The sequence below is a fragment of the uncultured Acinetobacter sp. genome (assembly GCF_947626835.1).
In the GTDB taxonomy this organism is placed as follows: domain Bacteria; phylum Pseudomonadota; class Gammaproteobacteria; order Pseudomonadales; family Moraxellaceae; genus Acinetobacter.
In genome coordinates this window covers 23,388-36,655 of the sequence record NZ_CANQTS010000004.1, presented here as the reverse complement: position 1 = coordinate 36,655, position 13,268 = coordinate 23,388, and the positions used below count along the sequence as shown (strand labels likewise).

The following is a 13,268-nucleotide window of genomic DNA, read 5'->3' as shown; positions in this document are numbered from 1 at the left end:
CAAAAACGTTTAAAGCGGCATAAATGCCGCTTTAGGAGAAAAACATCGATCTTAACGATTGTAGTTATTCTGCGAGAAATCACCTTCTTCAAAAGTCGGTTGATAATCTTGGTCAAGGTGCTGTAAATGCTCATGCATGGCACGCTCATGTTGAATGCGTTGGTAAATTTCTTCACGATGCACCGACACTTCTTTTGGGGCATTTACACCAATACGAACTTGGTTACCTTTAACACCAAGCACAGTCACGCTGACTTGGTCCCCAATCATTAAAGTTTCTCCGACACGTCGGGTCAGAATCAGCATGCTTATCTCCTTGCCAAATGCTATAAACTGCGATTTTTAAAACGTAAAACACAACCTTGAGAATGAAAAGTATTCATCTAAAAAGATGTATCGCATTATATGCTATATAACGCAATATCTATTTTCTATAGATTTACAAAAATCCTTATTGGCTAATATAACAGAGCCACTATAAAAGAAAATATAGTGGCTCTGTTTTTTTGTAGCATTTGGCAATTACAGCTAAAATCAACTTATCTTTCAAAGTTGATGGTCACATTAAGCACGTACGCTAGATTCGCCTGATTCGCGGTCTAAACCAAATGCTGTGTGTAGGGCACGTACTGCAAGTTCAAGATAATTTTCTTCAATAATCACAGAAATTTTGATCTCTGAAGTTGAAATCATCAAGATATTGATGCTTTCATCAGCTAAAGAAGTAAACATTTTGCTCGCCACACCTGCATGTGAACGCATACCTACACCTACGATTGATACTTTTACGATATCATCACGTGTGGTCACTTCACGCGCGCCAATGTTTTGCGCTGTTTCTTCTAAGATTTTTTTAGCTTTAGCCAATTCGCCACGGTTTACCGTAAAGGTAAAATCAGTCGTACCATCTTCTTCTACATTTTGGATGATCATGTCGACTTCGATGTTTGCATCACCAATTGGCTTTAAAATTTTAGATGCAATACCTGGCTCATCAGGCACGCCTAAAATTGTTAATTTTGCTTCGTCACGGTTAAATGCGATACCCGAGATAATTGGTTGTTCCATGTTGTCTTCCAATTCAGTAGTGATAAGTGTTCCGACGTTTTGTTTAAAGTCTTCGTCAAATGCGCCATCGTTGTCATTGTCAAAGCTTGAAAGTACACGTAATGGCACTTGGTATTTACCTGCAAATTCAACCGAACGAATTTGCAATACTTTTGAACCCAGTGATGCCATTTCAAGCATTTCTTCAAACGAAATACGATCTACTTTTTTTGCTTTTGGTGCAACGCGCGGGTCGGTGGTGTAAACGCCATCTACATCGGTATAGATTTGGCATTCATCTGCTTTTAATGCAGCAGCTAAAGCGACACCAGACGTGTCTGAACCACCACGACCTAAAGTAGTCGTATTGCCATCGGCATCAAAGCCTTGGAAACCTGCCACTACAATCACACGACCTGCATCTAAATGCTCAGTCATCACGTCGGTATCAATTGATTCAATACGGGCTTTGGTAAATGCGCTGTCGGTTTTAATTCCGACTTGACGACCAGTTAAAGACTTCGCCGCAACACCAATTGAGTTCAATGCCATTGATAACATGGAAATCGTGACCTGTTCACCCGTAGACACCATTTGGTCTAATTCGCGTGGGTCAGGGGTCTCAGTAATGGCTTTCGCTAAAGCAAGTAGACGATTGGTTTCGCCACTCATTGCCGATACCACCACCACCACCTTGTGGCCGTGGTCATGCCAGCGCTTTACACGACGAGCAACATTTAAAATGCGCTCAGGAGTACCCATTGAAGTACCGCCATATTTTTGTACGATTAATGCCATAGTTGTTCCATATAAACCATGACCCTAAGCGCCTTAGGGTCAGTTACACAAAAGGTGAAGTGATTATTTTGCTGCAAGCCAAGCTGCTAAATCAGCCATCACAGGAGCAAATTTTTCGTTGAGTGGCGCGCCACCTTGTGCTAAATCAGGCTTACCACCACCTTTACCACCAAGCTCGGTGGCAAGATGTTTGATGATGTCACCTGCTTTAATAAACGCGGTAAAGTCTTTTGCGACAGAAGCAAGTAAGCTGACTTTGTCACCTTCTACTGCTGCAAGTACAATCACTGCGTTGTCTAATTTTGATTTCACGCCGTCGTGTAGGGTACGAAGCGATTTGGCATCCATACCTTCAACTGTGGTGATTAAGGTTTGACGACCGGCAATGTCTTGAACTTGGCCTAATAATTCAGCCGCTTGTAAGCTGGCCAATTTTTGATTGAGCTGTTCAATGTGTTTTTGCAAGCTTGATGCTGTGGCACTTAAAGCTTCTACTTTTTCTAAAGTTTGGTCTTTTTGCGCTTTTAACAGCTCATTAATGGCATGAATGTCGCGGTCGGCTTTTTGCGCCGCTGCAACAGCTTTATTGCCAGTTACCGCTTCAATACGACGCACACCTGCGGCCACGCCACCTTCTGAGGTAATTTTGAATAAACCAATATCGCCTGTACGTTTAACGTGAATACCACCACAAAGTTCGATTGAGAAGTTTTTCTCTTCGATTACAGAACCCATTGAAAGTACGCGAACTTCTTCGCCGTATTTCTCACCAAACAACATCATTGCGCCTTTGGCTTTGGCAGATTCGATGTCCAGCAGTTCAGTGGTCACTTCAGTGTTGGCAACCACTTCAGCATTCACAAGACGTTCAATTTCTTGCAATTGTTCAAACGTAACCGGTTGATCGTTGGCAAAGTCAAAACGTAAGATGTCAGAGGCAACCAATGAACCTTTTTGTTGAACGTGTGAGCCTAAGATTTGACGCAGCGCAGCATGTAAAAGGTGCGTTGCAGAGTGGTTACGTGCAGTTGCAGCACGGATGTCTGCTTTAACCACAGCTTCTACATTTTGAGTAACTTTTAAGTTACCCATGGTCACGATGCCTTGGTGAACGAACGCGCCACCAGATTTTTTGGTGTCTTGTACTTCAAAAATACCGGTATCGTTTTTAAACAGACCTGTATCACCGATTTGACCACCGCTTTCTGCATAGAACGGTGTTTGGTTTAACACGATCAGTGCTTCGTCGCCTTCAAGGACTTCATCAACTTGCTCGCCATCTTTATAGATTGCGATAATTTGACCTTGGCCTTGAGTTGCATCGTAACCATCAAACTGAGTTTCACCTTCAACGTTCACCACACTGTTGTAGTCAATGGCAAACTTACCTGCATCACGCGCGCGTTGACGCTGTGTCGCCATTTCAGTTTCAAAGCCTGCTTCGTCAATAGTTAAATCACGTTCACGCGCAATGTCAGCAGTTAAGTCAGTTGGGAAGCCGTAAGTGTCGTACAGTTTAAATACTACTTCACCCGGAATCACTGAACCTTTTAAGTTTCCAAGTTCACCCTCAAGCAATTTCAAACCTTGCTCTAGAGTTTTTGCAAATTGCTCTTCTTCTTTTAAAAGTTGCGCTTCAATGCGAGCTTGGTTGGCTGCCAGTTCTGGATAAGCTTCACCCATCACTTCAATTAAAGGCTGCAACATTTTGTGGAAGAATGAACCCGTTGCGCCTAATTTGTTACCATGACGCACGGCACGACGGATAATACGACGCAGTACATAACCACGACCTTCGTTTGAAGGATTCACGCCATCGGCGATCAAGAATGAGCATGAACGCGCGTGATCGGCAACCACTTTTAAAGATGCAGGGTATTCAACAGGCTTACCCGTTTCTTGCGCTTTGGCTTCTAATTCAGTGGTGTCTAAACCAATGATTCGAGCTGCCGATTTAAGTAAGTGTTGGAACAAGTCAATTTCATAGTTTGAGTTGACGTGTTGTAAAACTGCGGAAATACGCTCTAAGCCCATACCTGTATCAACAGATGGTGCAGGAAGTGGATGCAGTACGCCATCAGCGGTGCGGTTAAACTGCATGAAGACGTTGTTCCAAATTTCAATGAAACGGTCGCCATCTTCTTCAGGTGTGCCAGGCAGGCCGCCCCAAATGTGATCGCCATGGTCAAAGAAAATTTCAGAACAAGGACCACAAGGACCGGTATCACCCATCGCCCAGAAGTTATCTGATGCGTATTGACCGCCTTTGTTGTCACCAATACGGATAATGCGTGATGCATCTAGACCAATGTCTTTGTTCCAGATCTCAAACGCTTCGTCATCGGTGTGATAAACCGTGGCGTATAATTTGTCTTTAGGTAGAGCTAACCATTCATCTGAGGTTAAAAATTCCCATGCATATTGAATCGCATCGCGTTTGAAATAGTCACCAAACGAGAAGTTGCCTAGCATTTCAAAAAAAGTGTGGTGACGGGCTGTATAACCGACATTGTCTAAGTCATTGTGCTTACCACCGGCACGTACACATTTTTGTGAAGATGTAGCACGTACATAATCGCGCTTTTCAAGACCCAAGAAGCAGTCTTTAAACTGGTTCATACCAGCGTTGGTAAACAATAACGTTGGGTCATTGGCGGGTACCAGAGAACTCGACGCGACACGTGTATGGCCTTTTGTCTCAAAAAAGCGCAAATATGCTTCACGAATTTCAGCTGATGTCATAAAACGAGTACTCACAACCAAGTCACTCCATAATTTCTGATTTGGCAAAAGTATAACAGTTGATGTGGCAAAAAAAGCCGAACTGTTACACGGGGCTTAAATATTAAAAAACGACAAATTATACCCAAAAAAGCGCTATCCACCAATGCTTTTAGCCCGATTGGCTGACAATTGCCAAGTACAATATTTTAAGCGCAATAGGTTGTGCTCAAATGCTCATCTTTGAGGCGATGATACTCAGCGCCTAAACTTCAAGGTTTAGATTGAGTGACGGATGCATTTTTTACTCGTTTTAACGCATAAAGTAAACAAAAAAGGGGGATTTTTTTAATTTTTTTGCAATTTAGTCAAATTTAATTTCAATATATTAGAATATAATTCTATTTTGTTGGTATTTTAGGCATTAGGCGCGTTTGTTGTGCAAATTTTTCTCTCGTACTCATGTGAAATCTATTAACATAAGCCCGCTAGGCTAAAATGAAAAAGGAACGCGCATGCAACGGGTAGCCATTAATGGGTTTGGACGAATTGGCCGTAATGTATTACGTGCATGGTTTGAACATCCTACACAATTTAACTTTGATTTAGTGGCCATTAATGACATTGCAGATGTAGAGACCTTAGTCCATTTATTTAAATACGACACCACCCATGGACGTTTTAATGGCGTGGTAGAAGTAGAGCAACAACACAACGCCACCTTTTTAAAAATTTGTGCAGCCAATAAATCTTTACGTGTACAAGTGTTGCAATGCAAACAACCATGCGATTTACCATGGCAGCCCTTGAATGTCGATGTGATGCTTGAATGTAGTGGATTATTTCGCTCCAGAGCTGCTGCTACAGAACATTTAAGCGCAGGGGCTAAACGTGTGATTATTGGCGCAGCGCCTTTTGATACGGTTGATGCTGCCATTGTGTATGGTGTCAATCATCATGAAGTCAAAGCATCCGATCAAATTATCTCCAGTGTGTCGTGTACCACCCAAGCCTTAGTGCCGTTGGTCAAAATTATTGACGATGCCTTTGGGATTGAAAGTGCCTTAATGACCGAAATTCATGCAGTGACAGCCGATCAATCGGTGCTGGATCATGCGCATCGTGATTTACGTCGTGCGCGTGCTTCGGGTCAAAATATCATTCCGACTACATCAAGTGCTTTAGGTGCACTCAAACGGGTTTTACCTAAAATGGATGGACGAATAGATGGCTATTCAATTCGTGTGCCAACCATTAACGTAGCCGCCATTGATCTCAATTTTATTGCACAAACTGCAATTGATGTGGCGCGTTTAAATCAAGTTTTAAGCCAAGCAGCACAAGGCGACTATGCGTGTATTATGCAAGTCACCGATGAGCCGTTAGTCTCATCTGATTTTAACCATTCACCGTATTCATTGATTGTAGATTTAAGTCAAACCATGGTGGTGGGGCAGCAGGCCAAAGTCTTTGCGTGGTATGACAACGAATGGGGTTATGCCAACCGTTTGTTAGATCTTTGCCAATCCTTTGAGGACTAAACTATGCTGCTATTGGCGATGATCCTGAGTTTCACTGCATTGGCCTTGTGCATATTTTTATATCAAAAAATGCAGCAACGCGTGCAGACCACTGAAACAGCGCTTGAGTATGCGACACAAAAAACTGCGCATTTAGAGCAGCATTTAAGTCAAACCTTGAGCCTCATTCAAGACATGACGCAAAAGATGCAGCAACAACAGCACATACAGACACAACAAGCTGCTCGTTTACAGCAGCTTGAGCAGCAACATGCGCAATTGGTTGAGCTAATGACCCAATTGGTCAAAGCACAGCAAAAAGCGCGCTGAGCTCTGGCTTTAAAACACATTAAAGAGCAACCTAAGCAGATCTCGTGGGCTTAAATGCTTTGAGATAAAAAGCTCTAGATTCGCTCATTGCCAAGATTATTTATGATTTTTAAGTTTTGGCAAAAAAGACGTGTGCAAGCACTAAACTATCGTGCTAGACTAAGAGAAATCGGGTGTGTTCCCGATTTTTTTATGCGGATTTTGTTCCGCGCTGACAAGAATTTAGGTTTACAACATGCCCATTTCAGAGACATGGTTATTACCTGATGGTGTAGCTGATGTATTACCCGAACAGGCGCAAGTAATCGAAACTTTGCGCCGTGACGCATTAGATTTCCTCGCATCGCGTGGTTATCAGTTGGTGTACACACCTTTCATCGAATACATCGAATCTCTCTCTTCTCTTTCAGAATCGAATCAAGATTTAGACTTAGCCACTTTTAAAGTAATCGATCAATTGTCGGGTCGTTTACTTGGTGTGCGTGCCGATATGACACCACAAGTGGCACGTATCGATGCACATGTACATCCTGTACATGGTGTGGCACGTTATTGCTATGCAGGAACGGTCTTACATACGAAACCTCAAGGGTTTAATACCACACGTGCACCGCTGCAACTTGGTGCGGAATTATTCGGTTCAGACAGCATTGATGCTGATGTTGAAATGATTGATGTGATGCTAGGTTTGCTTCAAAAAGCCGACTTTGCACATGGGATTCATCTTGATTTAGGTCATGTCGGTTTATTCCGTAGTCTTGTCAAGCATGCCGGTTTAAATAAAGCCACCGAACGTCATTTGTCTGATTTGTATCAGCGTAAAGCGTTACCGGAATTGGCTGAATTTACCCAAGATTTAAACTTCGGTCAGGACTTTTATGCGCTTGGTCGTTATGCAAGTGATCTAGAGCAACTCCAAGCACATTTAAGTGCGGAGATTGTGCAAGATTCAGCATTTAAACATGCATTTGATGCCTTAAGTTCAACCAAAGCGGCCATTCAAGCCCGTTGGCCTGAGCTACATATTGGCATTGATGTGGTCGAATTACGTTCTTATCATTACCACACCGGCTTAATGTATGCCGTGTATGCACCAAATCGTGCTGCACCCTTGGCACAAGGTGGGCGTTATGATGGTATTGGAGAACACTTTGGCCGTGCGCGTCCCGCAACAGGTTTCTCATGTGACTTGTATGCCTTGAGCGCCGGTCAATACCAACAAGTTAAGGTTGTGGTTGCACCAAATGGCAGTGATCCAGCATTACTTGCGGCAATCGAAGATAGCCGTAATCAGGGTTTGAGCGTCATCCAACTCTTAGGTGATGATGCGATTGAATCTGTTCCTGCAGCCACCCATCAAATGGTGCTTGTAGACGGACAGTGGCAAGTTCAACCAATCTAAATCAGTGATTGCCAAGCAATTGGCAATCGTTTTTTATTTTAAGCATGATGCAATGAGGCTATTATGGGCAAGAATGTTGTGGTACTTGGTACCCAATGGGGCGACGAAGGTAAAGGTAAAATCGTTGACCTGCTCACAGATCAAGCGGCTGCGGTTGTTCGCTATCAAGGTGGACACAACGCAGGTCATACACTGGTAGTTGGTGGTAAGAAAACTGTATTACACCTCATTCCATCTGGTATTTTACGTGAAAACGTATTGTGCTTAATTGGAAATGGTGTCGTTCTTTCTCCTGAAGCGCTCATCAAAGAGATGGATATTCTTGAAAAAGAAGGCGTTCCAGTAAAAGAGCGTTTACGTATTTCTCCAAACTGTCCATTGATTTTGCCAAACCACATTGCACTTGACCAAGCGCGTGAAATTAAGCGTGGCAACGCAAAAATTGGTACAACTGGTCGTGGTATTGGTCCAGCCTACGAAGATAAAGTGGCACGTCGTGCAATTCGTGTTGCTGACCTTGTACGTGGTGGCGAACATCTTAAAGCACAGTTAACTGAGCTTCTTGAGTACCATAACTTCCAATTAACTCAATTCTACGGTGTGGAAGCAGTTCAATTAGAAGACGTACTTGCACTATGTGACCAATGGCGTGAAGTGGTTGCACCACTGGTGATTGACGTTACTGGTGAACTTCATAAATACCGTAAAAACGGTGACAACATCATGTTTGAAGGCGCGCAAGGTTCACTTCTTGACGTTGACCATGGTACATATCCATATGTGACTTCTTCAAACACCACGGCTGGTGGCGTAAGCTCAGGTTCAGGTCTAGGTCCATTGCACTTAGACTATGTACTTGGTATTACCAAAGCATATACCACGCGTGTGGGTGCAGGTCCATTCCCAACTGAGTTGGTGTATGATGCTGCAAGCGATGTTGGTGATGCAATCGGTAAACACTTAGGTGTTGTCGGTAACGAAATTGGTGCCTCTACTGGTCGTCAACGTCGTTGTGGTTGGTTCGATGCTGAAATTCTACGCCGTTCGGTAGAAGTCAACTCATTGTCTGGTATCTGCTTGACTAAGCTTGATGTTCTTGATGGTTTAGAAGAAATCAAAATCTGTGTAGGTTATGAAGCTGCAGATTCTGGTTGTGTAGGTTCTTCTGATGCACTTGCATTTGAAACACTTAAACCAATCTACGAAACTATGCCAGGTTGGACTGAATCTACTTTTGGTGCGAAATCTTTAGAGCAATTGCCACAAGCGGCAATTAACTACATCAAACGTCTTGAGCAGTTGATCGAATGTCCAATCGATATCGTATCAACTGGTCCTGACCGTGATGAAACGATTATCCTTCGTCATCCATTTGATGCTTAAGCATAATTAATAAAGGACCCATCTTCGGATGGGTTTTTTTATGTCAAGACTAAAGTTGCACAGACCAAAGCTGACAGCTTGTTACAATCGAAAAAAGTATAAAATTAGGATAATCACAACACATGCAGCGTCATATTGCCAATACCATGTTTTACTCACTTTTATTTGCCATGGGTGGAGCACCGACCATTGCGATGCTGATCATTCAGTCACAACCGCATGATCCTGCAATGTTTTATCAGATTTTTATTGGTTTAAGTGTCATGATTGCATGCGTATTGGTGCCCGTGATTTTGCTCCAAAATGGCTATTTGTATTTAAAACGCAAAGATGACGTTTTAAATGACAAGATCGAACCATTGGCGCACTTTTATTTGGTGTTGAATGTTTTATGTTTGCTGTATTGGTTGATTTATCAATTTACATAAATCGTATGAATGCGTTAAAAACTGATATAGGTATATGGTAAAGGATTCTTTATAATTCAGTTTATTACATCAAAAAACGAATGTGGAAAATTATTTATGAAGAATATCATCTTAAGTACGCTTGCGATGAGTGCAATCACATTATCAGGGTGTACAACGATTGCAGATATGGCGGGTGCAGACACCACAACCTTGAATATGACAGCAACTCAAGGGTTTAATCAAACACTTACAGAAGCACGTGCCAATGGTACTTTAGACACTTCGTCAACCACATATCGTCGTATTAATACTGTATTTAACAATCTACGCCCTTACGCTGATCAAATGAATCAAACTGGTGTTAAATTTAATTGGCAGTTGGCAGTGCTTAAAAATGACCAAGTCAATGCTTATGTGGCGCCGGGTGGCAAAGTGGTGTTTTATACTGGTATCGTGAATAAGCTGAATTTAACCGATGCTGAAATTGCAGCCATTATGGGACACGAGATGGTACATGCGCTAGAGGAGCATGCGAAGCAAAAAATCGGTGCTCAAGCTTTGACCAATTTGGCCCTGAATGTAGGACTGAGCTATGCGGGTGTGGGTGAAGCCGGTACAGCTGCTGCGCAATTAGGTTCACAAATTGGCATTGGTTTACCATATTCGCGTAATTTAGAAAGTCGTGCCGACCAAGGTGGCTTATTACTGATGGCACGTGCTGGTTACAATCCACAAGCTGCAATTAGCTTATGGCAAAAAATGAGCGCCTATGATGGTGGTAAGGAAGGCTTAGCTTTTTTATCGACTCATCCATCCAATAGTGCACGTACTGAAGCCATGCGTAAGAATTTAAGCCAAGCGCAAGCTTTATATAATCAGAGCAAGAAAAAATAATAAAAGGCTGCATCATGCAGCCTTTTTTGTAGCCATAAATCAAAATCATGCTGGATAGACAAAACATAAGTCTTGTGTATTACATCAACTCTTAGTCTTTGGATAAAATAGGGCAGTGCTTTGTTTTATCTTCAAGGTGCAGGATTAGGCTGTTGAATATGAATGGCTTCAATGGCTGTTAAAATTTCATCAGACAAATTCACCTCAAATGCATCCATATTTTCCTTGAGTTGAGTTAAATTGGTTGCACCAATAATGGTGGAGGTAACAAAAAATTGTTGCTTAAGAAAGCCCAGTGCCAATTGGGTTAAGCTTAAGCCATGTTGCTCGGCAAGCTGAGCATATTGTTCGGTGGCCGATAAACTTTGTTCATTACTATAGCGACTAAAACGGCTAAAGCGGGTAATTCGAGCATTTTCAGGACGTGCACCATGCCGGTACTTGCCTGTTAAATAGCCAAAAGCCAGCGGAGAATATGCCAATAAGCCAACGCCTTCATAATGGGCAATCTCAGACATACCAATTTCATAACTACGATTAAGTAAGCTATACGGGTTTTGCACACTCACCAATTTTTCTAAACCCAATTTTTCAGCTAAGTGTAGAAATTTCATGGTGCCCCAAGGCGTTTCATTGGATAGACCAATATAACGAATCCGTCCTGCTTTGACTTCGTCACTGAGCGCAGTTAAAGTTTCTTCTAATGTGGTAAGGTCAATGACTTGAGATGCTTCTGGATTGCCATAACCTAAGCGACCAAAGATATTACTTGGGCGTTCTGGCCAATGTAGTTGATATAAATCAATATAATCGGTTTGCAAACGTTGTAAATTGCCATCTAAAGCGTCACGAATATCTGTGCGATTAAAACGGGTTTGTCCGTCTCGAATATGACTGCCACCATAGCCTGGACCTGCAACTTTACTGGCAATAAATACTTTGTCACGTCCACCGCGTTGTTTTAAATAATTGCCAATAATCTGTTCGGTAGAGCCTTGGGTTTCAGGCTTAGGCGGCACGGGGTACATCTCGGCAGTGTCCCAAAAATACACACCACGCTCTAAAGCGTAATCGAGTTGATCAAAGGCTTGTTGTTGATTATTTTGTTCACCAAATGTCATGGTACCTAAACAGATTTCAGGCACAACGATGCTACTGTTACCTAAGGCTTTAAATTGCATAATGATCCTTTGAAATTATTAAGTCACGATGCTGTAGCATACGCAAATCATTGTGCTGATGAAAAGCATAAATTATGCTTGAATGTGTTTGTCTACTGACGCAATAAAGAAGCAAAAAAAAGGCAAATGTCGAAACATTTGCCTTTTTGAATTTAGAATCAAAAGATTTTATTCTTCGTCGTCAAAATCATCTTCAATGATTTTATTTTCATCAGGTGCGATATCAAAGATTAAGATCGCTTTACCTTCAGTTTCGATCATGCCTTGCTCTTCAAGGGTTTTAAGTACACGACCGACCATCTCACGTGAACAACCGACAATACGACCAATTTCTTGACGGGTAATACGGATTTGACGACCGTTTGGTAAAATCATCGCTTCAGGTTGTGAAGACAAATCAATCAAGCAACGCGCAATACGACCTGAGACATCAATAAAGGCAAGGTCAGTCACTTTACGTGTGGTATTTTTTAAACGACGTACCAATTGTGCAAACACAGCATAGCTTAAATCAGGATAAATTTTGCTTAAGTCATGGAAGTTTTCGTAGGTGATTTCAGCGATTTCACACACATCACGGGTACGAACTTCTGCTGTACGTTGTGGATTGGATTCAAATAAACCCATTTCCCCAAAGAAATCGCCAGGGTTTAAATAAGCGACTACAATTTCGCGTTCATCATCTTCACGCAAAATAATTGATACAGAACCTTTTAAAATTAAATACAACGATTTTGATTCTGTGCCCGCATCCACAATGGTGGTACGTTTTGGATAACGATTGATATAAGCACGTTTAAGAAGCGCTTTAACCGAGTCTGGGAGTTGACCTGGTGATAGGGCATCAGTACTTAATTGTGAAAAATTTGCAGTCATGCTAACAATTCCGAATGTGGATAAACGATAGGCGTTGTAACCTAAATCTGCTGCTCACACGTCAAGAGATGAAATTCCGTATCAACTCAATTTATGTTAGTGTACAGTTACCGGGTAAATTTATAGCTTTTTTTAGGTAGTTGCAATGCAAACAACAGTGCAGTGGATGGATAACGTCGCATTTGAAGCCCAATCAGAAAGTGGTCATCGTATCATTATGGATGGTGCTGAGGCCTATGGGGGTCAAAACCGTGGTCCACGTCCGATGGAATTAATATTAATGGGGCTTGGTGGTTGTGCATCGTTTGATATTGTGACCATCTTAAAGAAATCACGCCAAGATGTGACCGATGTAGTGTGTCAGCTACAAGCACAGCGTGCCGATAGCGTACCTGCAGTGTTTACTAAGATTCATTTACACTTTGTGGTGACGGGTCATGGTGTCAAAGACAAGCAAGTGGCGAAGGCAGTTGAGTTGTCGGCGGAGAAATATTGTTCAGCCAGTAAGATGTTGTCAGATGGTGGTGTTGAAATCACTCATGATTATGAAATTATTGAAGTTTCTGAATAATTTGGTTTAAAAAATAGACACTTGAAAGGTTGATGTTCTATCAGCCTTTTTTTTGATCAATTTTTGCAAAAAATCACAGCCTTTGTAACAATTTATATGAAGAAAAAAACCAACTAAATGAGTAAGTTATTTAAA

12 protein-coding genes are annotated in these 13,268 nt (G+C 42.0%); 7 read left to right on the top strand and 5 right to left on the bottom strand.

The window, feature by feature from the left end; genetic code table 11:
- Positions 1-51 precede the first annotated feature (51 nt).
- The 3 genes from csrA to alaS all read right to left on the bottom strand — a co-directional run bounded on the left by csrA (position 52) and on the right by alaS (position 4,602).
- Positions 52-306 (bottom strand): carbon storage regulator CsrA, encoded by a 255-nt coding sequence (gene csrA / locus Q0Z55_RS03540; RefSeq protein WP_297424220.1) that lies wholly within the window; start codon positions 304-306, stop codon positions 52-54.
- 258 nt (positions 307-564) lie between these two features.
- On the bottom strand, positions 565-1,845 hold the full coding sequence (locus Q0Z55_RS03535; protein WP_297424218.1) for an aspartate kinase: 1,281 nt from the start codon (positions 1,843-1,845) through the stop codon (positions 565-567).
- Positions 1,846-1,908: 63 nt separating this feature from the next.
- Positions 1,909-4,602, bottom strand: coding sequence for an alanine--tRNA ligase (gene alaS, locus Q0Z55_RS03530; RefSeq protein WP_297424216.1), 2,694 nt, complete (start codon positions 4,600-4,602; stop codon positions 1,909-1,911).
- 479 nt (positions 4,603-5,081) lie between these two features.
- Between alaS and Q0Z55_RS03525 the strand changes: the two genes are divergently transcribed.
- The 6 genes from Q0Z55_RS03525 (at position 5,082) to Q0Z55_RS03500 (ending at position 10,505) form a co-directional block, all read left to right on the top strand.
- Positions 5,082-6,107 (top strand): type I glyceraldehyde-3-phosphate dehydrogenase, encoded by a 1,026-nt coding sequence (locus Q0Z55_RS03525; protein WP_297424213.1) that lies wholly within the window; start codon positions 5,082-5,084, stop codon positions 6,105-6,107.
- 3 nt (positions 6,108-6,110) lie between these two features.
- Positions 6,111-6,416, top strand: coding sequence for a hypothetical protein (locus Q0Z55_RS03520; RefSeq protein WP_297424210.1), 306 nt, complete (start codon positions 6,111-6,113; stop codon positions 6,414-6,416).
- 235 nt (positions 6,417-6,651) lie between these two features.
- Complete coding sequence (locus Q0Z55_RS03515) at positions 6,652-7,818, top strand: ATP phosphoribosyltransferase regulatory subunit (RefSeq protein WP_297424207.1); 1,167 nt, start codon at positions 6,652-6,654, stop codon at positions 7,816-7,818.
- 63 nt (positions 7,819-7,881) lie between these two features.
- Positions 7,882-9,201 carry an adenylosuccinate synthase gene (locus tag Q0Z55_RS03510; RefSeq protein ID WP_297424205.1) on the top strand — a complete coding sequence of 440 codons (1,320 nt, stop codon included), beginning with the start codon at positions 7,882-7,884 and terminating at the stop codon, positions 9,199-9,201.
- A 122-nt stretch (positions 9,202-9,323) separates the two neighbouring features.
- The gene (locus Q0Z55_RS03505; protein WP_297424202.1) at positions 9,324-9,629 is read left to right on the top strand and encodes a hypothetical protein; all 306 of its coding nucleotides are present in this window, start codon (positions 9,324-9,326) and stop codon (positions 9,627-9,629) included.
- Between the two features lie 96 nt (positions 9,630-9,725).
- The gene (locus Q0Z55_RS03500; RefSeq protein ID WP_297424199.1) at positions 9,726-10,505 is read left to right on the top strand and encodes a M48 family metallopeptidase; all 780 of its coding nucleotides are present in this window, start codon (positions 9,726-9,728) and stop codon (positions 10,503-10,505) included.
- Between the two features lie 131 nt (positions 10,506-10,636).
- On the opposite strand, the gene Q0Z55_RS03495 is transcribed toward Q0Z55_RS03500, so the two are convergent.
- Both Q0Z55_RS03495 and crp read right to left on the bottom strand, forming a co-directional pair.
- Positions 10,637-11,686: an NADP(H)-dependent aldo-keto reductase gene (locus tag Q0Z55_RS03495; protein WP_297424197.1), complete on the bottom strand. Its 1,050-nt coding sequence runs from the start codon at positions 11,684-11,686 to the stop codon at positions 10,637-10,639.
- Positions 11,687-11,854: 168 nt separating this feature from the next.
- A complete protein-coding gene (gene crp / locus Q0Z55_RS03490) occupies positions 11,855-12,562 on the bottom strand; it encodes a cAMP-activated global transcriptional regulator CRP (protein WP_297424193.1) in 708 nt (235 codons plus the stop codon).
- Positions 12,563-12,707: 145 nt separating this feature from the next.
- Between crp and Q0Z55_RS03485 the strand changes: the two genes are divergently transcribed.
- The gene (locus Q0Z55_RS03485; RefSeq protein ID WP_297424190.1) at positions 12,708-13,133 is read left to right on the top strand and encodes an OsmC family protein; all 426 of its coding nucleotides are present in this window, start codon (positions 12,708-12,710) and stop codon (positions 13,131-13,133) included.
- Positions 13,134-13,268 lie beyond the last annotated feature (135 nt).

Bases quoted from the DNA above. Each gene is read 5' to 3' on its own strand.
- csrA (WP_297424220.1), bottom strand. From the start codon at position 306: ATGCTGATTCTGACCCGACGTGTCGGAGAAACTTTAATGATTGGGGAC.
- Q0Z55_RS03535 (WP_297424218.1), bottom strand. From the start codon at position 1,845: ATGGCATTAATCGTACAAAAATATGGCGGTACTTCAATGGGTACTCCT.
- Q0Z55_RS03525 (WP_297424213.1), top strand. From the start codon at position 5,082: ATGCAACGGGTAGCCATTAATGGGTTTGGACGAATTGGCCGTAATGTA.
- Q0Z55_RS03520 (WP_297424210.1), top strand. From the start codon at position 6,111: ATGCTGCTATTGGCGATGATCCTGAGTTTCACTGCATTGGCCTTGTGC.
- Q0Z55_RS03515 (WP_297424207.1), top strand. From the start codon at position 6,652: ATGCCCATTTCAGAGACATGGTTATTACCTGATGGTGTAGCTGATGTA.
- Q0Z55_RS03510 (WP_297424205.1), top strand. From the start codon at position 7,882: ATGGGCAAGAATGTTGTGGTACTTGGTACCCAATGGGGCGACGAAGGT.
- Q0Z55_RS03505 (WP_297424202.1), top strand. From the start codon at position 9,324: ATGCAGCGTCATATTGCCAATACCATGTTTTACTCACTTTTATTTGCC.
- Q0Z55_RS03500 (WP_297424199.1), top strand. From the start codon at position 9,726: ATGAAGAATATCATCTTAAGTACGCTTGCGATGAGTGCAATCACATTA.
- Q0Z55_RS03495 (WP_297424197.1), bottom strand. From the start codon at position 11,686: ATGCAATTTAAAGCCTTAGGTAACAGTAGCATCGTTGTGCCTGAAATC.
- crp (WP_297424193.1), bottom strand. From the start codon at position 12,562: ATGACTGCAAATTTTTCACAATTAAGTACTGATGCCCTATCACCAGGT.
- Q0Z55_RS03485 (WP_297424190.1), top strand. From the start codon at position 12,708: ATGCAAACAACAGTGCAGTGGATGGATAACGTCGCATTTGAAGCCCAA.